The following is a 23,706-nucleotide window of genomic DNA, read 5'->3' on the forward strand; positions in this document are numbered from 1 at the left end:
CCACCGCGTCCAACCCGGCCGGTGCCGGCGCGGCCGGGCCGTCGACGACCTCGTCGAGGTCAACCACTCGCTCGGGCATCAGGTCTGTCATGGGTGTCATCCTCCTTGATCGGAGTTACACCGTTGTGCTTACAGTCCCGGTCGTCGAGGTCGTCGAGGTCGTCGAGGTCGGCTCCGGCGTCGCGCGGACCCGCGTCGGCGACATGGTGTGCCTGCCGTTCAACATCGACTGCGGGTTCTGCCGCAACTGCGAGGACGGCCTGACCGGGTACGGGACTGTAAGAACTTGACAGACCCGATCCGGTGTCCGGGAGGCGAGTCATCAGCAGGAGCCCGCTGCGAAGTAGTCGATAACGTCAAGGGTCGGTGTCGGGTGACGTCGACAGCTCCGCCGGTTCGCCCGCGCCGGACCGGTACGACCGTTCCGCGGTGGGAAGCACCGGTCACCGACCTGCGTTGACAACGTCGGAGGTGGTCTTCCAGGTGGCCGCACAACGGACGTGCATAGGGTGCGGTAACGAGCTGCCCGAGGAGCGGGCGGGGCTCGGCTATCGCTACTGCACGAAGAAGGAATGCCAGCGCCGGCACCATCGTGGCGTGCTGGTCACGACGGTCGGGGTCAACAAGAGCGCCGACAGCGTCCTCGTCGCCGATCCTGAGGAGATCAGTCGCCGTGGTGAGACCGGTGAGTTCGGGCGAAAGGACTCCGCAGTCGGGCTGGACTACCGCCAACATGCCGGGGCGCCGGTCACTGTCCGCGAGCGCTCCCGCGAGCGGCGGGTGCCGGCTCCTCGGGCGGCGCGGGGTTGGACGGCGGAGCAGGAGAAGATCGTCCGGCTCTACCACGACATGGGGCTGAGCCCACGGCAGATCGCGGAGCGGGCGCGGGACACCACGCCCCGGCTTCACATCACCGAGCGGCTCGCGATCCAGATCCTGTCGGCGCCCCGGCAGTGGCAGCGGGCGCGTGATGATCGGGAGCGACCTTGACGGCGATCGAGGTGCCGTCTCGACCGTGAGGCGACCCGACGGGCCGGTCCGTCACCCGGCGCTGGCTGCACGTGGGCGAGGTGCCACCCGGCGTGGCCGGGGCACGCTCGGCGTCGACCGACGACGATGCTGATGCCGCGCGACGTGCTGCACGGCCTGTGCCCGCGTCGGCAGCAGCTCGACGAAGGCGGCTCCGGTCGCGTCTATCCAGTGCGCCTCGAACTTGTCACCGGCCGTGACGACCCCACCGAGTAGGCCGGACCGCACGAACGACGGGCGCCAGATGCGTGAGCGGAACAGCGTCCGCCGCAGCGGTGCGCCCACCGCGTTTGCTCCTGATCGGCCGGGGCCGCACCGCCGTGCTCGTCGTCGCCGGTACGGTCACCGGTGTCGGGGTCAGCGCCCGTGCCGCCGGTGGAGTCGGCGTCGGCCTGGCTGTCGTCGCCCGGCTGCTCGTCATCGGGCAGGACGAGATGCTCGACCGGGGCCAGCGGGTGGCCCCAGTCGCGCAACGCGGTGAAGTAGGCCCGGTGCCCCGCCTCGGGAGACCGCCAGGTCTGCCGGTTGCAGGCGTCCTCGGCGGCGCCGAGCAGCACCGCCAGAGCGAGCTGGGTCGCCCGTTGCGGCGACACCGCCCGTGCGGCTTCGGCGATGGGGTTCGGGCGTCCGGTATAGACGCGGCCGTCCGGTTCCATCGCCCGGCGCAGGTCGTGTCCGCCCCGACCGAGGGTGACCGCGATGAACACCAGCGCATCCCGCGGCAGGGTCTTGCGGCTCAGGAAGGTCCGCAGCCACTGCCGGCGGACCGTGGTCGCCGAGTCCCACTCCCGGTTGTTCGCCATCACCAGCCGCCGCTGCGCCTTGTCCTCCTCGCTCATTCCTGCCGCGCTCGTCCCGCCCGGGCCGCCGACGGCGACCTGGGTCCAGCGGGCCGCGTGCCGGTGGGTGTCGGGATCGGTGCACCAGTGCACGACCCGCAGCTGCGGCTCCCGGTCCCAGCCGCGGCGGATCTCCACGCTGGCCGCCCGCCCCGGGCACCCGCCGTGCGCGTCGGCGGTCAGCTCGACACCGCTGGGCGACTCCGCATCGGGGCGTAGCCCGCTGATCTGGCGGGCGGCGCCGGGCTGGTCGGGGTCGACCAGCTCGATCCCCTGGTCGGCCAACTCTCGAATGGTGTCAGCCAGCAGGGCGGCGTCGGCGCGCTCGTCGCGCAGCTTCTGCGCCACGTGCTCGAACTGCGCGGGCTCCTTCGCCGCGGTCACCGTCAGCACCTTCACCGCGACGGTGCCGGCGTCGGTGCGGTCGTCGAACTCGGCGATCACCGCGGCCTGGTCCAGCGTCACCTCGTAACGGTCCAGCACGGCGGCGGCGAGCGCGCTGCGCGCCACCGCCGCGGTCACCTTCACCCGCGCCGCCGGGACGTGGGTGCGCCGCGCGATCTGCCCGCCGTCAAGCCCAGGTCGAGCAGCTGCTGGTGGGCGTGCACCTCGTCACCGGCACAACCCACATACTCGATCCCTGCGATATCCGCGGACCCCGGCGACCGCCAGCCGTCGACCGATCAACACCTGGTGGACTGGCCCTTCGGCGCTGATCGCCCTGCTTGTCCATAGCACGAGATACATATACCGTTGAATGCATGGCCGATCTGTACGAGGTCGAGGTCGAGCCAGAGGTCCGGTTCTGGCTGGACAGCCTCAGTGACCGCGACTTCGGTCGGGTCGACTTCCTCGTCGGCTTGCTCGCCGAGCGGGCCGAGACACTCGGCGAACCATACGCCCGCCACCTCGGCGGGAAGGTGCGAGAACTGCGGTTTCATCTGCTGCGCCAGCAGGCCCGGGTGACGTACTGGCTGGCGCCGGGCCGGCGGGTGGTGTTGCTCACCGTGTTCCGCAAGACCCGCAACGCCGAGACCGCCGAGGTCGAACGCGCCGTACGGGCGCAAGGAACGTGCGAAGCCACCCACGGCGTCGCGCACGACGTCTACGAACGCGAGGGAAGATGAGATGAGCACCGACCACCGTTCCTACGAGGAGATCGCGCGCCAGCGGCGTAGCAGCGCGGAGTACCGCGAGGGGTACGACGAGGCCCGGCGTGCGTTCATGATCGGACAGGCAGTTCGAGAACGCCGACTCGCGCTGGGCATGTCCCAGACCGAGCTGGCCGCCGGCGCCGGTATGACCCAACCTGCCCTGTCCCGGCTGGAGGCCGGCGGTGCCGTGCCGACGATCCCGGTGCTGGAGCGGATCGCGATCGCTCTCGGTGCTGAACTCATCGTGACGATCGCCCCGCACGCAGCCTGACACACCCCATGACGCAGTTCAGGGCCGTACAACCGCCCGGTGGCAGTCATCGGTTGGTGGTGTGGTCGGCCCAGGTTCGTCCGGTTCGTGCCGCCCGGATCGACCGGCCGGTTCTGCCGCTGGTGGACGCTCCCGTACCTTCCTGACGGTGTTCGTGTCTGATCTACGGCACTTCCTGGATCTGCCCGACGACGCTCCGGGTCCGGCGCGCGCCGTGGCCGAGCAGCTGGGTCTCGTGGTCCGCGCAGCGACGGCCGGTGCTGTGGGCATCCCATGGGTCAGCGCGCTGCCCTGCCGGCGCCGTCCCGGCCGCCGGTCATGTCCGGGCCACCTCACCGTCGAGGCGGCGCGTCGCTGCTGATCGCCGAGGCGCGCGAGAGCGGCACGGTCGGGCTCTACGACGCCGCGGGCGAGGTCCGCACCGAGCTGGTCGAGTCACTGCTCGCCGACCTGCCGTCAGAGAAGATCATCTTCGAGGCCCCGCGCAAGGACCAGCAGGCCTGGTTCATCCGGCGCCTCGGTCCGGTGGCGAGCCTCGGCAACATCGCGGCCGAGGAGGTGATCGCGCTGGAGACGCTGCGGCTCGGGCTGCGCTCCGACACGCTCGACCTGCTCCCGGCCGTCGACGGCCCCGCGACCGAGCCCGACGCCCACCACTGGGTCGCGCCGGTCCACCCCCTGATCCACTGACGACCCTGATCCGACGACGACCCTGATCCATCGACGACCCTGATCCACCGGGTCGGGAGGCACCGTGCTGATCGGCGACCACGACGTCCTGCTGCCGACGACGATGGTGGGCAGCTGGCCGCGTCCGCTGTGGATGCGCGGCGGCGTGCTCCGCGAGTCGGTGCACGACGTCGACTACCTGGACATGTACCAGCGCACGCTCTACGAGGACGCGGTGCGGCTGTGCGTCAAGGACCAGGACCTCGCGGGTCTCGACATCGTCACCGACGGCAACCAGTACTTCCAGGGCGAGACCCCCTACGACAAGGTCCAGATGCTGCTGGTCCCGCTGCGGCTCGCGGGCTTCCGCGCGTACGGCCCGCCCGGCGACCAGCCGGGCACCGAGCACTACTTCCGCCCCGTCGTCGCCGAGAAGATCAGGTGGGTACGGCCCGTGTTCGGCCCGGTGCTGGCCGCGATGCGGGAGGCCACCGACAAGCCGATCAAGATCAATATCAACTCGGGCCCGGCGACGGTGGCCGGCTGGTGCGAGGACCAGTACTACGGCGACGTCACGGCGCTGCGGGCCGACGTCGCCGCCGCCTTCAACAACGAGCTGCGCTGGCTCGCCGAGCACGGCGCCGGGTTCATCCAGCTCACCGAGCAGGCCCTGCTCGCCTCCGGGGGCCGCGACGGGTGGGTCGTCGACATGATGAACCGGGCCTCCCGCGGCGTGGAGGCGCACCTGACCTGGCACATGTGCTACGGCAACGCGCGGGGCACCGACAGCACCTACCCGGCGATGAACGCGGGCAGCCTGGCCACGCTGTTCGCCTCCGAGACCGCGGTGGACTGGACCGAGATCCACATGGAGACCGCCCGTCCCCGCATGGCGGAGGTCGAGGCGCTACGCGGCTGGACCGAGCGGGAGGGCTCCAGCCTCGGCATCGGGGTGGTCGAGGTGCTGAACCCGCACGTGGAGTCGCCCGAGGAGGTGGCCGACCGGATCCGCGTGGCGCTGAAGGTCGTGCCGGCGCAGCGGCTGGTCGTCAGCACCGACTGCGGCCTCTACCAGCTCCCCCGCGACCTGGCCTTCCGCAAGCTGCGCAGCCTCGTGGCGGGCACCCGGATCGTGCGCCGCGAGCTGGGCCGGGGCGCCGACGGGCGGGTCACGTGAACAGGGTCGGGGCTCCCCCGGTCACCAGGAAGACCACCGGGCCGACCGCGGTGCCCGCGCGGGCGGCGGCGAGCAGCCCGGCCATCGCCTTGGCCGCGAACACCGGGTCCAGGAACACCCCCTCGGTGCGCGCCACCAGCTCCGCGGCCGCCTCGCCCTCGGGCGAGCGGGACCCCTTGGCGGGCCCGAGGAACCCGTCGACGACGACGGGCGGCGCGCTCGCCCGCGGTGTCCCGATCAGGTCGCTCGCCTCGGCGGCGATCCGGTCGACGCGCTCCGCGGCCTCCGCGGCAGGCCTGCTGACGGTCACCCCGACGACGTCGTAGCCCGGCCGCAGCCACGCCGCGGCGGCCCGCAGCCCGGCGTGGGTGCCGCAGGAGCCGGTGGCCAGCCACAGCTGCGCGGGGGCCAGGCCGGTGTCGTGCAGCTGGCCCGCCAGCTCGAGGCCCGCGGCGACGTACCCGAGCGCGCCGACGCCGGTGGCCCCGCCGCGGCCCATCGGGTAGGGCGTCCGCCCGGCTGCCGAGAGCTCGTCGGCGACCGACGCCACCGCACGGTCCACCGAGCTGCGGTCGTCGTCACCGGTGAACCGGACCTGCGCCCCGACCGACACCGCCAGCGCCAGATTGCCCACCGGCTCCACCGGGTGCCCGAAGTTGACCAGCACCGTGTCCATCCCGAGCGTCCGCCCGGCCAACGCCGCCAGCATCGCCCAGTTGGACTGCGGCCCGCCGCCCGTCACGAGGACGTCGCAGCCGCGCCGCTGCGCGTCGGCGAGCAGGTACTCCAGCCCGCGCACCTTGTTGCCGCCCAGGCCGAGCCCGGTGAGGTCGTCGCGCTTGAACCAGATCTCCACCCCTGCCGCCGCCGACAGCCGCGGCGCCGCCACCAGCGGGGTGGGGAACGTGCCCAGCCGCACCCGGGGCATCCCGAGCAGGCCGGTCATGTCCGCACCGGGCCGGCGTGGGGTCGGTCCGCGGGTGAGATCGACGAGGTGGGGGTCCCGGCGCCGGCCGACCCCGATGGTGTCGATCTCACCCGTCGCGGACCGGCCGGGGTCGGCGCCGGACGGGTCACCGGGCCCGCCCGGCGAGCACCCGGTCGACGAACGCCGTCGCGGCGCCGAGCGCGTTCGCGGGGTCCAGCGCCGCCGCCAGCTCGGCCTCGGTCAGCGCGCCGGGGCCGACGAGGCCCGCCGCCCGCAGCGCCGCCTCCAGGTCGACACCCGCGTCCAGGCCCGCCATCGTCGCCGCGTAGACAGCCTCGTGCGCGGCGTGCTTGCCCCACCGCTGCGCCAGCACCCGCATCACCGGCTCGGAGAGCACGTACCCGCGCTGGGCGTCGACTCCTGCCCGCATCCGGTCGGCGTGCACCTGCAGCCCCTCCAGCAGCCGGGCCGCGAACCCGAGCGCGGCCGCGGCGAGCAGGCTCGACTCGGGCAGGATCAGCCACTCGGCCTTCCACCCGCGCCCGTCGCGCTCGTGCAGGGCGATCATGCCCTCCACCGCCAGCCCGGCGTTGGTGCGCACCACGCGCCCGAGCGTGTCCAGGTGCTCGGCCAGCTCGGGGTTGCGCTTGTGCGGCATGGTGATGCTGCCGACCTGCCCCGCGGTGAACGGCTCGCTGAGCTCCCCCAGCTCGGGGCGCTGCAGCTCGTAGATCTCGTTGCCGATCTTGGCGAGGGTGGCCGTGACGAGCGCGAGCAGCGTGGCGAACTCCGCCACCCGGTCGCGGGCGGTGATCCACGGCCCGTCCGGCACGCCGAGGTCCAGGCGCGCGGCGAACGCGTCGAGCAGGTCCAGCGCGTGCTCGCCCCAGAACTCCATGGTGCCCAGCGCCCCGCCGAGCTGGACGACGGCCAGGCGCGGCCGGGCCTGCGCCACCCGCTCCCGGTGCCGCGCCAGCTCCGCCGCCCAGACCGCGGCCTTGAAGCCGAACGTGATCGGCAGCCCGGGCTGGCCGTGCGTGCGCCCGCACATCACGGTGTCGCGGTGCCGCCGGGCCAGGTCGAGCGCGGCCGCCTCGCAGCGGGCGAGGTCGCGGTCGACGACGTCGAGCACCGAGCGCATGACCAGCGCGAACCAGGTGTCGGTGACGTCCTGAACGGTGGCGCCGTAGTAGACCCACTCGGCGGCGTCGGGCGGGAGCACCGCCCGCAGGCAACGGATCAGCCCGAGAGTGGAGTGCCCGGTGGCCCGGGTGCCCGCGGCCACCTCCTCCAGATCGAGCAGCTCGACGCGGGCGTGCGCCCGGATCGCCGCGGCCGCCTCCGCCGGGACCAGGCCGAGCCCGGCCTGCGCGTCGGCCAGCGCCGCGAGGACGTCCAGCCAGCCCTGGGTGCGCCCGGCGTCGTCGAACAGGTCGTGCGTCTCGGGGGTGGACCACAGGTGCCGGTAGATCAACGAGTCGGCCGGGTGCGCGCTCACAGCAGCAGCTTACGAAGCCCCTCGCGCACCTCGTCGAGGTTCGCGCCCCACGGCACCACGGCGGTCCGGTCGTCCACCTCGAGGCCGCGCTCGATGAGGCAGCACTTGGTGAGGGTGAACCCGGAGGCCGCCGCCCTGGCCCGCGGGCAGAGATCCACCCGCTCGGGCTCGTCGCCGTAGAAGTGCCGATGGAACTGCAGCGACCGCTCGCAGCCGATCATGAGCCAGTCCCCGCGCTCGGCGGGACGCGTGTCGAGGAAGGCCACCGGCGCGCCGAGTTCCGTACCCGAGCCGCGGCACGGCAGCAGGTAGCCCGCCGCCGGATGCGCGGCGGCCAGCGCGTGCACGTCCACCGCGTCCAGCACCAGCTCCACCGGCGGCAGGTCCTCGTCGTAGGCGATCGCCTGCTGCGCCTGGGCGAAGAGCTTCGGCGGGTGCGGCGGCACCACCTCGGTGACCCGCACCGGGATCGGGGCGGGCTCCCAGATGAAGTTGACGTGCTCGAACCGCCCGATGACGACGGTGGCCCGCGCGCCGGGCACGGCCGCGGCGGCCAGCGCGGTGGCGTTGCCGACGTCGGTCTCCGGAGACTCGACCCACGCCGTCTCGTCCGGGCCCGCCAGTACCCGCGCCTCCACGACCGGCGAGAACAGCGGGTCGAGGCTTGCCTTGACGACGGCGACCAGCGCGGTGGCGCCGTCCGAGCCCGAACCTGGACCGCGCAGCGCCAGGAAGTCGGTGCGGCGGTAGACCTCGCGTCCGTGGAGGTGCTCGAGGATCGCCCGCTCGGTGAGCGGGAAGCCGACCTCCTGCACCGACAGCCCCCGGTAGGGGTGCGCGCGGGTGTTCGGCGGCGGGATCGGGATCATGGGCACTCCCCGGTATCGGTGGTGCAGGCCACGGTAGCGACCCGCGGCCCGGCGTTCATCGGCCTCGCGGGCCGAAGCCGCCCGCTGGTCACGGCCCGGGCGTCCGCCCCGCCGAGGAGCACCGGATCGACCCGGTGCTCCTCGCGCCGCCGGTAGGTGATCCTCATCGGCGACCCGCCCTGACCGAGGACCCCGGAACGGCCACGGTGTGGTGCTCGACGGCGCGCGGAACACCTGCTGACCGGTTTGTTGTCCCCCACGGCCGAAGACGGGACGGCGTCGCGATCAGTAGCGTGAAGGTCCAGACCGGCCCCGAGGAGCCCCGACGGCGAGCACGTGCTGCCGCTCGGGCGGGCGAAGATCGCGCGGGCGGGCGACGACGTCACGCTGGTCGCCCTGTCGATCACCGTCGGCCAGTGCCTCGCGGCGGCCGACGAGCTGGCTGCCGACGGGATCGCCGCGGAGGTGATCGACCTGCGCACGCTGGTGCCGCTGGACGCGGCCACGGTGCTGACCTCGGCCCGCCGGACCGGCCACGTCGTGATCGTCGAGGAGAACCCCGGCCAGCTCGGCTGGGGCGCCGCGATCGCGGCGATCCTCGCCGAGGAGGCCTTCGAGGACCTCGACGCCCCGATCGTCCGGGTCAGCGGCGGCAACATCCCGCTGCCGGTCGCGGCCCCGCTGGAGGCGGAGGTGTCGACGTCGGCCCGGCGCGTCGTGGCCGGGGTGCGCCGCCAGCTCGGCCTGCCCGCGCCCGCAGGGTGACCCGCCCCCGGCGCGCGGAGCCGGCCGGCGGGTCGAGGTCGAGCCGCCACCGTGACCACCGCACCGGCATCCTGGTCACCGCACCGGCGCCGCGGCACGTGTGTGGTCACCACAACGGGTGTGCGGTGGTGCCGCGCCCCGCCTCGCACCGATGATCGGTCCGACCGCCACCCGGCGCCGTCCCTGTGGGTGTTGCCGAATGCCGCTCGCGGGTCACCGGCCGGTCGCGCACCGCGCGAGCCCGGATGCGTCCATGATCGACATCTCGGAACCGGGAGGCGCAAAATACGCAGCTCCGGGTACCGAAACGTCGATCAACGCCTGCCGTATGCGGCTGCCCGTTCCGAAACGCCGATCATCGCGGGCACCGACCCGGTCGGCCGCTCCACGATTCGGCAACGCGCACCCCTACCGCACCCACGCTGCGTTCGCCGCGATCACCGGGTCGGTGCAGACCTCGTGCCCCCGGTCGATGGGCCGTCCCCCGCCGCGCGGATCGCGAGGATCTTCAGCGCGAGCTGGGCGTTGAACCGGTCCTCCTGCCGCGTCACGACGATGCCGGCGAGCGCCCATCTTCGTGGCGCCGCCCTACACCAACCTGATCTCCGACCCGGCCACCCCGATCTCCCCGGACCTGCTCGACCTGCTGGGCCCCACGACCGCCGCCCGCACCGGCCGGATCCGGCCCGTCGGGCTCGCCTGGACCAACACCAACGTCGCCTCGCTGATGACGATCCTCGACGACCTGGAACGCTTCCTCGGCCCCGACCCCGACGCCTTCCTCCCCGTCGGCGGCTGAACCGCCGCGCCGGGCCGAAGACCTCGACCGCGACGTCCAGCGCGGACCCCCCCCGTGCCCCGTGATCGACACGATCCGACGCCTCCGGCCCGGGTGCCCGGCGTCGGACCGAGCCCGACGGCCTGCCGGCGACGACGGGACCGAGTCGGCGTAGTCACGGCTGCTCCGGGGAGCGGGCTCCGGTGCCGGCACCGGGAGCACGCAGCCGCTCACCGTTGGCCGTGAGGCGCGCGAGGAGGTCGGCGTCGCCGTGCAGCGACTCGAGCTCGGCCGGCCTCAGCTCGGCCGCGAAGGGGTAGTCGCTGCCGTAGACGAGCCGGTCGGCGCCGAACACCGCGCCGGCGAGGTGCAGCGGAGCCGGGGCGTAGGCCAGTGCATCGGCCCAGAACGATCGCCGCACCGTCGCCAGGGGGGACTCAGCCAGGGCGGGGTGCATACCCAGCTGCCAACCCCTGGTCAGACGGTCGACGGTGGCGGGGAACGCGCCGCCTGCGTGGGCGAGCAGCACCCGGGTGCGGGGCACCGCCGCGAGCATGCCCGACAGCACCAGCGCCGTGGCAGTGCGGGCGGTGGCCAGGGGCATGCCCAGGCCGAACACGGCGCCGGTGGCTGTGTCCTCGGCGCACATCGCGGTGTCGGCCGGGTGCACGAACACCACCCATCCGTTGGTGGCGAACCGCGCCCACAGTTCCTCGTGCGCGGCATCGGTCACCGGGTCGTCGCGGTGAGCGGTGAGACAGACACCACGCACGCCCGGCAGCTTTTCCAGCCGTTCGATCTCCGCAGTGACCCGTGCAGGCTCCCCGTAGGGCAGCATCCCGAGCATCGCGAAGCGCTCCGGGCAGGCCGAGGTGATCTCGCCGAGGAACGCGTTCTGCTGCTCGGCGAGCGACGCGAACTCGGCCGCGGGCCCGTCGAACGCCACGGCGTAGGGCGGCGGGGACAGCACCTGGACGGCCACCCCGCGGGCGTCCATGTCGACCAGGCGCGGCTCCGGGTCGAACGTGCGCGCGTCGACGGGCCGGTAGGGCCGCCCACCGAGGGTCAGCTCCAGGGCTCCGCCGGCCGTCCGGATCCCCGGCCAGGCACCCTCGGCGCCCGACGGCGGGGCGAGCCGGTCGGAGAGCATGTGCGCGTGCCAGTCGACGAGGGTCACGGCACCGTCAACCCGCCTGCGACGCTGAGGACCTGGCCGGTGACGAACGACGCGTCGTCCGAGGCCATGAACGCGATCGCCGCGGCCTGCTCGTCCACGCTCCCCCAGCGACCCATCGGCACGATCGTCTCCTGGGAGGAGAACAGCTCCTCGATCCAGCGGCCGTTCTCCCGCTCCTGCTCCTCGGTCATCCGCGGGACGGCGCGGTCGTCGACCCTGGTGGCCCCCGGCGCGACGCAGTTGACGCGCACGCCGCGCCGGGCGACCTCGGCCGAGAGCGAGGTGGTCAGCGCGAACACCCCGCCCTTCGCCGCGGCGTAGGGCACCCGGTAGATGCCGCGCGGCGAGTTCGACCCGACGTTGACGATGCTGCCGCTGCCCTGCTCCAGCATCCGGGGCAGCACCGCGTGGCAGCACACCAGCGCCGTCCACAGCGACCTGTCGACCTCCGCGCGCATCTCCTCGGCGGTGTAGAGCTCGAACGGCTTGATCTGCCGGGTGCCGCCGACGTTGTTGACCAGCACGTCGACGCGGCCGAACCGGGCGACGACGGACTCCACGGCCGCGGCCGTGGCGGCGGCGTCGGAGACGTCGACGACCATCGCCTCGACGTCCGCGCCGTCCGCGCGCAGCTCCCGTGCCGCGGACTCGACACCGGGCCGGTGCAGGTCGACCAGCGCCAGTGCGGCGCCCTCCGCCGCCAGCCGTCGGGCGGTGGCCAGCCCGATGCCCTGCGCCGCCCCGGTGATCACGCAGACCTTCTCCCGGAAACGGACGAGCGGCGGCGTCACCGGAAGATCGCGAAGCACTTGGAGGAGTTGAACACCCGCGTCGTCACCAGCTCCGTCCAGGTGGGTGCGGCTCCCAGCTCCTTGACGGCGCCGAGCAGGCAGAACCAGTTGAGCATCTCCTGCTGTCCCGACGCGGCGAGCCCCTCGGGGGTGGCCGCCTCCCAGACCGCGTAGTCCTGCTCGACCATGGCCCGGTAGTACTCCTCGTCGGAGGCGATGTCGGGGTAGAGGCGCCAGGCCTTGTCGTGCAGGAACGCGTGCGACCAACTCGACGAGCCGATCACGGCCACCCGCCACGGCGACGCGGCAGCGGCGCGGGCGAACGCGGCACCGACCTCCATGGCCCGCTGCGGGGTGGGCCCGGGCGGGTCGAGGTCCTCCGGGGCGTCGGCGTGCCCGAACCGGGTCGGCTCACCGTGGCGGGCGATGACGTAGCTGCCGTAGCAGTTCACCTGGAACGGGATCACCGGGTACGGGAAGCCCGTGCGGTCGTAGTCCAGGAACAGCAGCGTGTTGAGGAACGCGTGCGGTGCGATCGTCTCGTCCCGCAGCCGGTAGGAGTACGCCAGGTCGACGCCGTCGGCCAGCATCGCCGAGGCGAAGTGCTTGGCCATGTCCTTCGCCCCGCGCACCGGCAGCACCTCGTCGGCCGGCTCGCCCCAGACGTTGGCCGCCCGGCTGTGCTGCCACGGCCGCAGCTTGAGGTCGTCGAGGGCGAACAGGCAGAACGGCGGGATGATCTCCTCCCTGAAGTTCTCGTACTGGTCGTCACCCCAGATCACCACGACGTCCGGCCGGAACTCGTCGAGCTCGGACCGGAGCCTGCGGAAGGCGGCCAGGCAGCGCTCCCGGTGGACGGCGGCCGACGCCGTCCCGCCGTCGTCGCCGTACTCCTCCCGCATGGCCGCGGGCCACGCCGCCGGGTCCTTGTGCTCGGCGGGGATGGCCTCGTCCTCCAGCACCCACCGCAGGATGCCGGCCATGCGCTCGTCGGGGTTGACCAGCGCCGGGTAGTGCGTCATGCCGAGTGCGAGTACTTCACCCACGTCGTCCTCCAACACAGTTATGTTTCATATGTACTTGCGGGCCCACCGCGGCCCGGCACCGGGCGCGGTGTCGCGCTAGCCGTCGTCGCAGGCGGCGGCGACGATGTTCGACGCGATCTCCGCGGAACCCTCGCCGTTGTGCAGCGTCGCGAGGAGGCGGTCGAGGTGCGTCGCGAGGGTGCGCTGCCCGGCGGCGTCCAGCCCGGCGTAGAACTCCGACATGAACCGCCAGTGGCCGGGCAGGAAGTCGGCCATCAGGGCGTCGCCCTCGGCCGTGGTCACGACCCGGAAGGACCGGCGGTCCGCACGACTGACGGTCTTGGCCACCAGGCCGCGGCCGCGCAGCATGTCGACCAGCGTGGTGAGGTTGGGCGGCCGGATCGACAGCGTCTCGGCGAGCTGGGTCATGGTCATCGGGCGCTCGGCGCGGTGCAGCACCGTCAGCACGTTGAACTGCGCGGTGGTCAGGCCCAGCGGCTCGATGTCGAGGCTGCTCGCCTTGACCAGCATGGCCGTGACCCGGTGCAGCAGCAGGGTCAGCGACAACGGCAGCGCGTCGAAGTCCGGCCCGTGCTCGGCGCGGGCCCGCTCCACCTGGTACCGGACCCGGGGATCGAGCAGCTCGAGCTCCGGTTCCCCGGTCCCGGTCCCGGTCCCGGTCCCCGCCGGCTCCACGTCCACCGCTCTCCTCGGCCCCTCGTGGCGCGCGCCCGTGCCCACCGTCATGCGCTCGCCCGCCGTTCCTGCCAGAGGTCGGCCGGGAACGGCCCGTCCTGGAGCAGTCCCGCCGCCTCGAGCTGCCGCTCGGGCTCGTTCACCGTGAGCACCGCGCCCACCCGTCCGCACCGCAGGTACGCCGCCGTGAGGCGGTCGGGCCGATCCCCCCGGGTGATCACGACATCGTCCCACGACGGGACGTGACCGGCCCACCGGAGGGCGAGGGCACCCTGGTCCGACCAGACGTGCGGCAGCCCGCGGTAGGCCACCGGGCGGCCCAGCAGCGTGCGCGCCGCCGCCGTCGCCTGGTTCTGCGCGTGCGTCTCGTGCTCGATCCGCAGGCTGCCGAACCCCGGGTGCGTCCAGCGGGCGGCGTCGCCTGCCGCGAGGACGTCGGGTACCGAGGTGCGGCAGTGCTCGTCGACCACGATGCCGTCGTCGACATCCACGCCGGAGCCGTCGAGCCAGTCGACGTCCGGCGTGCCGCCGATGCCCACCACCACGAGATCGGCGGGCAGCGACTCGCCACCGGCCAGCTCGACGGCCGTCACCCGGTCGACCCCGTGCACGCGCTCGACCGTCCGGCCGGTGCGGAAGCGCACCCCGGTGCGTTCGTGCAGGTCCTGGAGGAGTGCTCCCACCTCGGCGCCCAGCACCGTCGCCAGCGGGGCGGGTCCGGCCTCGACGACGGTGACGACCGCGCCCGCGGCCACCGCGGCCGCCGCGACCTCGGTGCCGATGAAGCCCCCGCCGACGACGACGACCCGGCTCCCGGGCCGCAGCGCGGCGCGGACGGCCGCGGCGTCGGCGAGGGTGCGCAGCAGGTGGATCCCGGCCAGGTCCGCGCCGGGAACGGCCAACCGGCGGGGCCGGGTCCCCGGGGCGAGGACGGCGGCCGCGTAGGGCACCTCGGTGCCGTCGTCGAGCGCCACGACCCGTTCCGACGGGTCGAGCCCGACCGCCCGGACCCCGAGCCGCAGTGTGACGGAGCGCGCGGCGTAGAACGTCGCGTCCCGGAAGTAGACCTCCGCCGGATCGCCTCCGCCGAGCAGCTCCTTCGACAGCGGTGGCCGGTGGTAGGGCCGCTGGGCCTCACCGCCGACGAGGACCACGCCCCGGCCCCGCCCGCGCAGGGCCAGCATCTCCGCCGCCCGGCCTCCCGCCATGCCCGCGCCGACGACGACGTAGGGCCGCTCCGCGGCGCTCATCGCGGCTCGGTCCCCACGAACACCCCGCCGTCGACGACGGTGACGGTGAACGCAGCGATCGGTTCGGTGGCCGGCTCGTGGGTGGCCTCGCCGGTGCGCAGGTCGAACCGCCCCTCGTGCAGCGGGCACCGCACCTGACAGAGCTCGGGGACGAGGAACCCCATGTCGAGCCATCCCTCGGCGTGGCTGCACAGGTTGTCCACGGCGAAGTAGTCCTCGCCGATCCGGGCGAGCAGCACCTCGCGATCGCCCACCTGCACCGGGGTCATCTCGCCGTCGGCGGGCAGGTCGGCGGGGCCGACCCGCACGCCGCTCACCTCCCGGGCGGTCACTGCGGCTGCTCCGTCGCACCGTCGGCGGCCCGCTGCCGGGCGACCACGAAGTCGCGGCCGTTCTCCAGCAGGAACCGGCGCAGGGTGAGCGGGAAGACGTCGGTGGCGGTGAACGTCTCCGGCCGGTCGTAGTACTGCTGCTCGACGATCTTCTGGTCCTGGCCGGAGAAGTTGTAGTTCACCATCCAGTTCAGGTAGACGGTGAACAGCAGGCGGTCCCAGATCCGGCGGGGCCGGCTGCGGGGCCTGGTGGTGTGGAAGTAGAAGACCCGCGAGCGGCCGGCGTCGACCGGCACTGTGACCCGGCTGTAGATGTGGTCGTGGTAGTCCACCTGGAACGTCGACGGGAGATGCGCCTGGCGCCACTCGGCGTCGGCGATCATCGGTTCCTCGGGGCGGGCCGGCTGGAACCGCTTCGCGAGGTCCACCAGCCGGTGCCAGTGCAGCCGGGTCGTGCGCTTGGGCCACAGCTGACCGCCCAGCGTGGGGTAGGCGTCCTGCAGATCGTTGTTCGGCCAGCGGCGGGGCTCGGCCGCGGGCTCCGCCTCGGGCTCGGCGGCCGAGCCGCCGCCGAAGGCGGTGATGAACTTCAGCTCGCCCGGTGCGTAGGTGAGCCCGCGACCGTTGACCACCCGCGGCCGGGGCCGCCGGGGGCCCATCCGGCTCATGGTGAGCATGCCCGCGGTGCCCATCGTCAGCAGGTGCACCGAGTCGCGGTGCACGTAGAAGACGTGCGAGTCGAGCAGGTTCTCCATGGCCGGGCGCCAGTTGCAGTTCCACATCGTGACGCTGTGCTGGACGAGCGCGGCGTCGTCGAAGAACTGCGGGGGCACGTCCTCCCGGATGTCGACGGGCTCGGAGTCGCCCATCCAGACGAAGACGATGCCCTGGTGGGTCTGCGTCGGGTACGTGCGGACCCGGGCGTCGGGCATGCCGGGGGCCCGCGACTCGGGCCCCTCGCCGAGCACCGCGACGCAGCGCCCCTCGCCGTTGAACGTCCACCCGTGGTAGGGGCACGAGATCGTGCCCTTGAAGTGGCTGTTGCCGGTGGCGAGGTTGCCGCCGCGGTGCGGGCAGGCGTTCGCGACGATCGCCACCGCGTCGTGCTCGTCCCGGAACACGGCGAGGTCGGTCCCGGCGATCTTGACGAAGCACGGCTTCGTGCCCGACACCGCGGAGTCCGGGATAGCCGGGTACCAGTACTCCCGCAGGCCGGTCTCGGGCAGCTGCTCGCGCAGCGCCGACGGGTGCAGGCTGCGCAGGTTGAGCGCGGTGTCTGCGGTCTGCGCGCCGGGCTCGTGCGTGGCCGTCATCGGCCGTCCCCTCTCGTGGTGGTGTCCGTCGGGCCGGGCAGGTCGTCCGGCCACACGCTGGAGAGCACCTCGAACGTCTCGATCCAGGCGTCGAGCAGCTCCTCGGTCTCGCAGATCCGTCCGCCCGTCCCGACGACGTCGGCGACCTCCGCGAGCACCTCCATGTGCACCTCGCTCAGCAGCTCCCCGCGGTACAGGTCGGAGATCGCGTATCCGCTCGCCGCGACCGACCGTGGGCCGTCACCGCCTGCCGGCCGGTAGCGGGCCAGGTCGTCGATGCGTTCGAGTCCGTCGTCGTCCAGCATTCCCGGCCACCTCCACTCCACCGTCGGGGTCACCTGCCGACCTCAGCCCTGCACCGGTGCGGCGTCGGCGACCAGGGTCCACTGCCCGCCCTGCGACTGCGCCAGCACGTAGCCCCCGGGCTCGGCGCCCGCGTGGTCGTCCGGTGTGCGGTTCCACACCGTCGTGGCGCCCACGTACTGCTGGTTCTCCAGCGCCCCGCGGATCGCCTGCGCGTCGGTCGACCCCGCCTCCTCGATGGCCTGCATGAGCGACATGGCGGCGTCCCAGCCCAACACCGCGTTGCTCGCCCCGCCGTCGGCGTCGAGACCGGAGGCCTCCATGCCGTCGAGGTAGGCCTGCGCCGCCGCCCGGCTGGCGAACGTGTCGGGCAGGTCGGCGAGCAGCTGCGTCGGGTAGGACAGCGCGAACACGCCCTCCAGGTCGGCGTCGCCCACGGCCGCACGCACCGCGGAGCCCGCGTTGCCGCCGTTGATGCCCAGCGGCACGTCCGAGCCGAGGCGCTGGTAGGTCTTGATGACGTTGACCTGGTCGGTGCCCGACACCCAGGACAGGACGAAGTCGGGATCGGCCGACGCGGCCCGCAGCAGCTGTGGGCTGACGTCCACCGCGCCGGGGGTGAACTGCTCGCTGGCCACCACCTCGAACGGCAGCGAACCCGCGAGCGAGTCCAGGTAGGTCGGCAGCTGCTGGGCGAACGGCGTGCCGTTGCCGAGGATCGCGACGCGCTCGATGCCGTTCTGTTCGAAGTAGGAGATGTAGGAGTCGATGCCGTCCTCGGTGTTGGCCGTGGCGGTCCACGACCAGGCCGTCTCCTCGGGGCTCAGGCCGTTGGGCCAGGCCGCCGAGCTCACGACGTTGGGGATCTCCGAGCGCGCGGCCACCGGCACCGTGGCACCGATGGCGGTCGCGTCCTCCGGACCGAGCACGGCCGCGACGTCGTAGCGGGTGACCAGCTCGGTGATCTGCTGCTGCGCCCGGGTCGGGGACGACTGGTTGTCCAGGCTGGTCAGCTCCACCTGCCGGCCGAGCAGGCCGCCGTCGCGGTTGACGCTGTCGACCGCGGCCTGCACCCCGTCCTTCACCTGGGCTCCGAGCACGGCGTAGGCGCCGGTCAGGGCGTCGACGGTGCCGAGCCGGATCGGGCCGTCGGCGCCGGCGTCGCCCCCTCCCCCGCCCCCGCCGCAGGCGGTGGCCAGTCCGAGGGTCACGAGTACGGCGAGCGCGCGGAACCGCCGCGTCGAGGTCTTGCGCATGGCTTCTCCTAGTCGATGTCGGTCGCCGCGTCCCCGCGCGCGGCCGTGGTGGTCGTCAGGTCGCCGGCTGGGGCTCGGCGGCCGGTGGCGCGTCGTGCGGTACGGAGGGCGCCGCGCCGAGGTAGGCCTCGGCGACGACGGGGTCGGCGGCGAGCCCGGAGAGCTCGCCCTCGTAGATGGATCGCCCCGTCGCCAGCACGACGACGTGGTCGGTGAGCCGCCCGATGAAGTCCAGGTCGTGCTCGATCAGCAGGATCGGCAGGTGCTCCGCGATGCGCCGCAGCCGCTGCGCCATCTGCTCGCGCTGCGCGTCGCTCAGCCCGGAGGCCGGCTCGTCGAGCAGCAGCAGGCTGGGGCGCCCCGCGAGCGCCCGGGCCAGCTCGACGAAGCGCTGGCCGGCCAGGGTGAGCCCGCCGGGGTCCTGGTGCGCGAGATCGGCGATGCCGAGCCCCTCGAGGACCTGGCGGGCCTGCGCGCGGGCCTCGGTGAGCTCGGGACGGGTCAGCGAGCGCCAGAGCCCGGCGGTGTTGGCGATCCGCACCCCGGACGCCACGTTGTCCAGCACCGAGAGCGAACCGGGCAGGCGGACCAGCTGGAAGGTCCGGCTGAGTCCGAGCCGGGCCCGGCGCCAGTCGGCGAGGCGGGTGACGTCGGCCCCGGCGAGGTGCACCGTGCCGCCGTCGGCCGGCAGCAGGCCACTGACCACGCCGAAGTAGGTGGTCTTGCCCGCCCCGTTGGGTCCGACGATCGGCAGGATCCCCCGGTCGGGCACCGACAGGCTCACCCCGTCGACGGCGGCGAGCCCGCCGAACTGCTTGCGCACGCCGTCGGTGACGAGGATCGGGGCGACGCCGCCCCCGCGGCGCCCGTGCGGCAGAGCGGCGAGGTCCGGCTCCGCCGTCGCGGCGCCGGTGTCCGCCGGCTCGACGTCGGGTCGCCCGCGCCGGGCCACGGCCCCGGCGGCGAGCCGGACCAGCCCGACGATGCCGTCGCGGGCGAACATCAGGACCAGCGTGAGCAGCACCCCCTGGATGATCAGCAGGTTGTTGGCGACCGCGGGGTCGATCGTGGGCAGGAACAGCAGCACGGCGGCCCCGATCAGCCCGCCGACGATCGAGCGCCGCCCGCCGAGGAAGAACATCAGCATCAGCGAGAGCGCGAACGCCACGTCGAACTGCTCCGGTGCGATGAAGCCCTGCCCGTGGGCGAAAAGGAACCCGGCGACGTCGGCCAGCAGCGCGCCGAACACGAAGACCTGCACCTTGCGGCGCCGCACGTTGATCCCGAGCGAGCGCGCCACCGCCTCGTCCTCGGCGAGCACGTGCACCTCCAGCCCGGTGGCCGACCCCATCACCCGGGCGGCCACGAGCACCGTGACCACCAGCACCCCGAGGACCAGGAAGCAGAAGGTCACCGGGTCACCGAGGGCCCGGCTCAGCGGGGGGATCCCACCCAGCCCGTTGGAGGCGCCGAGGAACTCCGTGACCAGCAGCAGGTGGCCGCTGATCAGCAGCAGGAACAGCGACACCAGGGTGAGCGCCATCCCCGCCACCCGCAGCACGGCCCGGGCCACGACGTACCCGAGCACCAGTGTGATGACCAGGCCGGTGGCCAACCCGGCCAGCGGCGGCCAGTCCAGGTGGGTGGAGACCGCGGCCGTGCTGTACGCGCCGATGGCCATGAACACCGGCTGGCTCATCGCGAGCTGGTTGGCGTAGCCGATCTGCACGTCCATACCGACCAGGACCACGCCGTAGACCAGGACCGTCATCAGGACCGGCAGCCGGTAGTCGTCGGCGAGCAGGCCGATCGCGAGCGCACCGACCACGGCCACGCCCAGCGCGGTGACGGTCGGCCTGCGCCACTCGCCGCCGGGCAGGCCGCGACGGAGGAGGTGCGGGACGGGGGTCGGGGTTGCGGTCATCGGGCGGCCACCACATTCGGCTTGGCGAGGACGTACGCGGTCATGAGGGCGAGAGCCACGACGCTCTGGTAGTGGCCGCTGATGTAGCCACCGACCAGCGACTGCAGCAGGCCGACGCCGAGGCCGACGAGCAGGGCTCGGACCGGATCCCGGAGGCCGGCGATCGTCGCGGCCAGCAGGCCGGTCATGGCGAGCAGGAAGCCCGAGTTGTACGCGAAGGCGATGACCGGCGACACGAGCAAGCCGACGACGACCGCCAGGCCGGCCGAGACGGCCATCGCGAGCCTGCGGTAGCCGTCCGGCGACACCCCGACGGCCAGCGCGCCGCGCTCGTTGATCCCGCATGCGGTGAGCGCCTTGCCGTGGAGCGTGTGCCGGGTGAACAACCACGCGACGAGGCAGAACAGGCCCACGAACCCGACCACGATGAGGATCTGCCGGTCGAGCACGACCCCGCCGACCCGCAGCGGCTCGCCGGGAAGGAAGGGATCGAGGGCGAACACGTCACGCCCGAACATCCGTAGCGCCACGCCCTGCAGCACCATCGACAGCGCGAAGGTGAGCAGGAACAGCTGCAGGATCCGCTCGGCGCTGGGTCGGCGGATGGTCGGGGCCAGCACCGCACGGTCGTAGAGCAGCGCGAGCAGCACCGCCGCGACCAGGCAGATCAGCAGGGCCAGTGGCAGCGCGACGCCCGCCGCGGTCAGCGCGACGGTGGCCAGCACCCCGAACATCGCGAACTCGCCGACGGCCACGTTGATGACCTTGCAGACCTGGAACAGGAAGGCCAGGACGAACCCGAACACCCCGATGACCACGCCCTGGCCGAGACCGGAGACGCACAGCTGCAGGAAGGTCGACACGTCCGCCCCCTACGCCAGGTAGAGGCGCTCGAGGACGCCGGGCCTGCGGAGTTCCTCGACGGGAGCCTCCTCGATGACGCGGCCCGAGGAGAGCACCACGCCGCGGTCGCACAGCTCCAGCGCCCGGCGCGGGCTCTCCTCGACCAGCAGCAGGGAGAGCCCCTCGCCGCGCAGGCCGTGCAGGATGCGGTAGGTCAGGTCGATCATGGACGGGCTCAGGCCGAGCGAGGGCTCGTCCATGACGAGCACCTTCGGCCGCCCCATCAGGGCTCGGCCCATCGCGACCATCTGCTGCTCGCCGCCCGACAGCGTCACCACCTCCTGGCGGCGGCGCTCCGCGAGCCGCGGGAAGAGCTCGTAGACGTTCGCCAGCTCGGGCGAGCGCCGGATCACCGAGACCCGCCGGGACCACGGGTAGGCACCGAGCAGCAGGTTCTCCTCCACCGACATCTCGCCGTAGAGCTGGCGCCCCTCCGGGACCATGACGAACCCGCGCCGGGCGAGCCAGTGGGCCGACCGCGGCGGCACCGGCGTGCCGTCGAACACGACCCGGCCCGTCGACGGGGCCACCCCGGCGATGGCCGAGAGCCAGCTCGTCTTGCCGGCACCGTTGCGGCCCAGCACGCACACGGCCTCACCGCGGGCCAGCCGCAGCGAGCACGCGTCGACGGCCACGGCGCCTCCCCAGCGGACCGTGATGTCCTGCGCCTCCAGCACCGGGGCCGGCGCGCCGTCCCGCTGTCGCGCACCTGTCCGCAGCGCTGCGGCGTCCGTCGTCACGGCCATCACCTCGACCTCGTCATCGTGTGGTGGGGGTTCGTCGTCGGGGTCCCGCCCGGGGGCCGGTAGACGCGCAGCGCGTTGCCGGCGAAGACGCGCCCGAGCGCCGGGCCGTCGAGGTGGTCGACGGCGAGCCGGGAGGCGACGAGCGTCTCCGCGTAGCTTCCGCTGACCAGGGCGACCGGCCAGTTGCCCGCGAACAGGACCCGCTCGTGGCCGACGTGCTCGAGCACGTGTCCCACGAACGGCCGGACGGCGTCGGGGTCGGGACCGCGCAACCGCGTCGACCACCCGGAGTACTTCACGTGCAGGTCGGGGCAGCCGCCGAGCCGGGCGATGCCGCCCGCCCAGTCGAGATGGTCGAGCCCCCGGCGCAGGTCGGGGCGGCCGAGGTGGTTCAGGACGATCCGCAGCCCGGGGACCTGCTCGGCCAGCTCGGCCACCGCCCCGAGCGTGCTCGCGTCCGGCATGTGCACGTCGAGCGTGAGCCCGTGCTCGGCCAGCACCCGGGCCGCCGGGGCGAGCCGGCCGTCCACGAGCGCGTCCTGGCCGCGGCGACCGGTGCCGAAGTGCCGGACACCGACCAGCCGGTCGCCGCCAGGGGTGGTGCGCAGCCGCTCCAGGTCACGCCGGGTGGCCGCCGCCGAGTCGAGGTCCACCCAACCGACCACGCCGAGGACCTGGGGCAGCGCCGCGGCCACCGCGAGCAGCTCGACGGTCTCCTCGACGACCGTGGCCGCCTGCACGAGCACCACCCCGGCCACGCCGGACCCGCCCAGCGCCCCCACCAGGTCGGCGGGGGTGACGGTCCGGGCCACGGAGGCGAAGAACGGGTCCTGGCGCAGCCAGCCCATCCACGGTCGGTCCATGTCCCAGATGTGGGCGTGCGTGTCGATCGTCGGCATCGACGGCGTCGTCGACATGGTGGCCTCCGGCCGGGGAGCGGGTCAGGGGGACGCGACGAAGTCGGCCACGATGCGGGAGAAGGTCTCGGCGTACTCGATCTGCGTCCAGTGCCCGCACTGCCCGAAGACGTGGAGCTGGGCGTCGGGCACCAGGTCGAAGATCTCGTAGGAGGCCGAGACCGGGACCACCTGGTCCTCGCGACCGTGGATCACCAGCGTGCGGTGCGGGATCCGGGCGACGTCGGCGGGGTCGGAGGCGAGCGCGTCGATCCAGCGCTGGCGCGGGGCCGGGAACATCGCCGCGTAGGCCTCGGCCACGTCGGCCCGGGCGAACGCGCGGTGCCGGACCTCGGCCAGCTCGTCGGTGACCAGCCCGCGGTCCCAGGCGAACAGGTCCAGGGCGCGCCGCATCGCCTCGATGCTCGGCTGCATGCCCCAGATCTCGTCGAGGGCCGGCGTGATCTCGAACCGCAGCGCGGAGCTGCCCATCAGCACCAGCTTGTCGACCCGGTCCGGGTGGCTGACGGCGAGCGACATGCCCATGCCGCCGCCGAAGCTGTTGCCGACGATCGACGCCTTTTCGATGCCGAGGGCGTCCATGAACCCCAGAATATGACGTTCCCACGTGTGGCGGTCGTAGACGATTCCCGACGGCCGTTCGGTGTAGCCGAACCCGACGATGTCGGGAGCGACGACCCGGTTGCGCTCCGCGAGCACCGGCAGCGTGAGACGCCAATTCGCCCACGCCGAGACGCCGGGTCCCGAACCGTGGATGAGCAGCACAGGGGCGCCCGTACCCAGATCGTGATAATTGGTCCGGATGCCGTCGACGTCGATCTCCGAGCCGACTTCCGGATTGACGTTCTGAGCCGTCACGGACGTCACGATGCCGCTCCTCTCCGGGCCATTCCGGGCGCGGGACGAATAGAACCAGGATCGCGTCGAAACGCGAGTTACTTATGAAGTAGCAGCGACACTGAGTCCTTCCCAGTAGCGATCGGCCGGGCCGGTTGATCACGTCGTCCGGCCGTGCTGGTGGTGAAGCAGGACGAGCGCCGCAGCGGTGATGGTGCCGATCCGCCAGGGGCACAGGCTCACCCGTCGCAGGGCCTTG

25 protein-coding genes and 2 pseudogenes are annotated in these 23,706 nt (G+C 73.2%); 8 read left to right on the forward strand and 19 right to left on the reverse strand.

All coding sequences use genetic code 11. The features are described 5' to 3' along the window. Positions 1-143: 143 nt before the first annotated feature. Positions 144-272: pseudogene (locus tag Q1K26_RS28500) on the forward strand (alcohol dehydrogenase catalytic domain-containing protein); the annotation flags it as partial. A 199-nt stretch (positions 273-471) separates the two neighbouring features. Continuing rightward, the gene (locus Q1K26_RS28505) at positions 472-990 is read left to right on the forward strand and encodes a hypothetical protein (RefSeq protein WP_300019685.1); all 519 of its coding nucleotides are present in this window, start codon (positions 472-474) and stop codon (positions 988-990) included. A 203-nt stretch (positions 991-1,193) separates the two neighbouring features. On the opposite strand, the gene Q1K26_RS28510 is transcribed toward Q1K26_RS28505, so the two are convergent. Continuing rightward, positions 1,194-2,378 (reverse strand): hypothetical protein, encoded by a 1,185-nt coding sequence (locus Q1K26_RS28510; protein WP_300019687.1) that lies wholly within the window; start codon positions 2,376-2,378, stop codon positions 1,194-1,196. Between the two features lie 251 nt (positions 2,379-2,629). On the opposite strand from Q1K26_RS28510, the gene Q1K26_RS28515 reads away from it, so the two are divergent. The 4 genes from Q1K26_RS28515 (at position 2,630) to Q1K26_RS28530 (ending at position 5,139) form a co-directional block, all read left to right on the forward strand. Next, positions 2,630-2,995, forward strand: a complete 366-nt coding sequence (locus Q1K26_RS28515; RefSeq protein WP_300019688.1) for a type II toxin-antitoxin system RelE/ParE family toxin — start codon at positions 2,630-2,632, stop codon at positions 2,993-2,995. Between the two features lies 1 nt (position 2,996). Next, positions 2,997-3,293: a helix-turn-helix transcriptional regulator gene (locus Q1K26_RS28520; RefSeq protein WP_300019690.1), complete on the forward strand. Its 297-nt coding sequence runs from the start codon at positions 2,997-2,999 to the stop codon at positions 3,291-3,293. Positions 3,294-3,566: 273 nt separating this feature from the next. Then, positions 3,567-3,983, forward strand: a complete 417-nt coding sequence (locus tag Q1K26_RS28525; RefSeq protein WP_300019692.1) for a phosphosulfolactate synthase — start codon at positions 3,567-3,569, stop codon at positions 3,981-3,983. Between the two features lie 64 nt (positions 3,984-4,047). Then, positions 4,048-5,139 carry a hypothetical protein gene (locus Q1K26_RS28530; protein WP_300019694.1) on the forward strand — a complete coding sequence of 364 codons (1,092 nt, stop codon included), beginning with the start codon at positions 4,048-4,050 and terminating at the stop codon, positions 5,137-5,139. On the opposite strand, the gene Q1K26_RS28535 is transcribed toward Q1K26_RS28530, so the two are convergent. The 3 genes from Q1K26_RS28535 to Q1K26_RS28545 all read right to left on the reverse strand — a co-directional run bounded on the left by Q1K26_RS28535 (position 5,132) and on the right by Q1K26_RS28545 (position 8,434). Continuing rightward, positions 5,132-6,085, reverse strand: coding sequence for a pyridoxal-phosphate dependent enzyme (locus Q1K26_RS28535; RefSeq protein ID WP_300019696.1), 954 nt, complete (start codon positions 6,083-6,085; stop codon positions 5,132-5,134). The genes Q1K26_RS28530 and Q1K26_RS28535 overlap by 8 nt on opposite strands. A 127-nt stretch (positions 6,086-6,212) precedes the next feature. Further along, entirely contained in the window at positions 6,213-7,565 is a 1,353-nt protein-coding gene (locus Q1K26_RS28540) for an adenylosuccinate lyase family protein (protein WP_300019698.1), read from the reverse strand. Continuing rightward, complete coding sequence (locus tag Q1K26_RS28545) at positions 7,562-8,434, reverse strand: hypothetical protein (protein ID WP_300019700.1); 873 nt, start codon at positions 8,432-8,434, stop codon at positions 7,562-7,564. Before Q1K26_RS28545 ends, Q1K26_RS28540 begins: the two co-directional genes overlap by 4 nt. A gap of 336 nt (positions 8,435-8,770) precedes the next feature. Here Q1K26_RS28545 and Q1K26_RS28550 point away from each other — a divergent pair, with 336 nt between their 5' ends. Together Q1K26_RS28550 and Q1K26_RS28555 are read left to right on the forward strand one after the other, a co-directional pair. Continuing rightward, positions 8,771-9,199, forward strand: coding sequence for a transketolase C-terminal domain-containing protein (locus tag Q1K26_RS28550; RefSeq protein ID WP_300019702.1), 429 nt, complete (start codon positions 8,771-8,773; stop codon positions 9,197-9,199). A 577-nt stretch (positions 9,200-9,776) separates the two neighbouring features. Next, positions 9,777-9,998, forward strand: coding sequence for a hypothetical protein (locus Q1K26_RS28555; protein ID WP_300019704.1), 222 nt, complete (start codon positions 9,777-9,779; stop codon positions 9,996-9,998). A gap of 154 nt (positions 9,999-10,152) precedes the next feature. On the opposite strand, the gene Q1K26_RS28560 is transcribed toward Q1K26_RS28555, so the two are convergent. From Q1K26_RS28560 to Q1K26_RS28630, 15 genes and pseudogenes are all read right to left on the reverse strand, one after another. Further along, positions 10,153-11,154: an amidohydrolase family protein gene (locus Q1K26_RS28560; protein WP_300019706.1), complete on the reverse strand. Its 1,002-nt coding sequence runs from the start codon at positions 11,152-11,154 to the stop codon at positions 10,153-10,155. Next, entirely contained in the window at positions 11,151-11,945 is a 795-nt protein-coding gene (locus Q1K26_RS28565; protein ID WP_300019708.1) for an SDR family oxidoreductase, read from the reverse strand. Before Q1K26_RS28565 ends, Q1K26_RS28560 begins: the two co-directional genes overlap by 4 nt. Beyond that, positions 11,942-12,991, reverse strand: a complete 1,050-nt coding sequence (locus tag Q1K26_RS28570; protein WP_300019710.1) for an extradiol ring-cleavage dioxygenase — start codon at positions 12,989-12,991, stop codon at positions 11,942-11,944. Before Q1K26_RS28570 ends, Q1K26_RS28565 begins: the two co-directional genes overlap by 4 nt. Positions 12,992-13,066: 75 nt before the next feature. Continuing rightward, positions 13,067-13,672 carry a MarR family transcriptional regulator gene (locus Q1K26_RS28575; protein ID WP_300019712.1) on the reverse strand — a complete coding sequence of 202 codons (606 nt, stop codon included), beginning with the start codon at positions 13,670-13,672 and terminating at the stop codon, positions 13,067-13,069. A gap of 41 nt (positions 13,673-13,713) precedes the next feature. Next, positions 13,714-14,916, reverse strand: a complete 1,203-nt coding sequence (locus Q1K26_RS28580; protein ID WP_300019714.1) for an FAD-dependent oxidoreductase — start codon at positions 14,914-14,916, stop codon at positions 13,714-13,716. Further along, positions 14,913-15,248: a non-heme iron oxygenase ferredoxin subunit gene (locus Q1K26_RS28585; RefSeq protein ID WP_300019716.1), complete on the reverse strand. Its 336-nt coding sequence runs from the start codon at positions 15,246-15,248 to the stop codon at positions 14,913-14,915. Before Q1K26_RS28585 ends, Q1K26_RS28580 begins: the two co-directional genes overlap by 4 nt. Further along, a complete protein-coding gene (locus tag Q1K26_RS28590; RefSeq protein WP_300019718.1) occupies positions 15,245-16,561 on the reverse strand; it encodes a Rieske 2Fe-2S domain-containing protein in 1,317 nt (438 codons plus the stop codon). The genes Q1K26_RS28585 and Q1K26_RS28590 overlap by 4 nt, the downstream gene beginning before the upstream one ends. Continuing rightward, positions 16,558-16,866: a hypothetical protein gene (locus Q1K26_RS28595; protein ID WP_300019720.1), complete on the reverse strand. Its 309-nt coding sequence runs from the start codon at positions 16,864-16,866 to the stop codon at positions 16,558-16,560. Before Q1K26_RS28595 ends, Q1K26_RS28590 begins: the two co-directional genes overlap by 4 nt. Before the next feature lie 42 nt (positions 16,867-16,908). Then, complete coding sequence (locus Q1K26_RS28600) at positions 16,909-18,120, reverse strand: ABC transporter substrate-binding protein (protein WP_300019722.1); 1,212 nt, start codon at positions 18,118-18,120, stop codon at positions 16,909-16,911. Between the two features lie 55 nt (positions 18,121-18,175). Beyond that, positions 18,176-20,044, reverse strand: coding sequence for a branched-chain amino acid ABC transporter ATP-binding protein/permease (locus Q1K26_RS28605; protein ID WP_300019724.1), 1,869 nt, complete (start codon positions 20,042-20,044; stop codon positions 18,176-18,178). Further along, entirely contained in the window at positions 20,041-20,907 is an 867-nt protein-coding gene (locus tag Q1K26_RS28610) for a branched-chain amino acid ABC transporter permease (RefSeq protein ID WP_300019726.1), read from the reverse strand. Before Q1K26_RS28610 ends, Q1K26_RS28605 begins: the two co-directional genes overlap by 4 nt. 9 nt (positions 20,908-20,916) lie before the next feature. Continuing rightward, positions 20,917-21,693 carry an ABC transporter ATP-binding protein gene (locus tag Q1K26_RS28615; RefSeq protein ID WP_300019728.1) on the reverse strand — a complete coding sequence of 259 codons (777 nt, stop codon included), beginning with the start codon at positions 21,691-21,693 and terminating at the stop codon, positions 20,917-20,919. Further along, positions 21,693-22,610 (reverse strand): amidohydrolase family protein, encoded by a 918-nt coding sequence (locus Q1K26_RS28620; protein WP_300019730.1) that lies wholly within the window; start codon positions 22,608-22,610, stop codon positions 21,693-21,695. The genes Q1K26_RS28615 and Q1K26_RS28620 overlap by 1 nt, the downstream gene beginning before the upstream one ends. Before the next feature lie 24 nt (positions 22,611-22,634). After that, on the reverse strand, positions 22,635-23,468 hold the full coding sequence (locus Q1K26_RS28625) for an alpha/beta fold hydrolase (RefSeq protein WP_300019732.1): 834 nt from the start codon (positions 23,466-23,468) through the stop codon (positions 22,635-22,637). Between the two features lie 138 nt (positions 23,469-23,606). Beyond that, positions 23,607-23,706 (reverse strand): annotated as a pseudogene (locus Q1K26_RS28630) (IS5/IS1182 family transposase); the annotation flags it as partial.

Source organism: Pseudonocardia sp., from assembly GCF_029263155.1.
In the GTDB taxonomy this organism is placed as follows: Bacteria; Actinomycetota; Actinomycetes; order Mycobacteriales; family Pseudonocardiaceae; genus Pseudonocardia.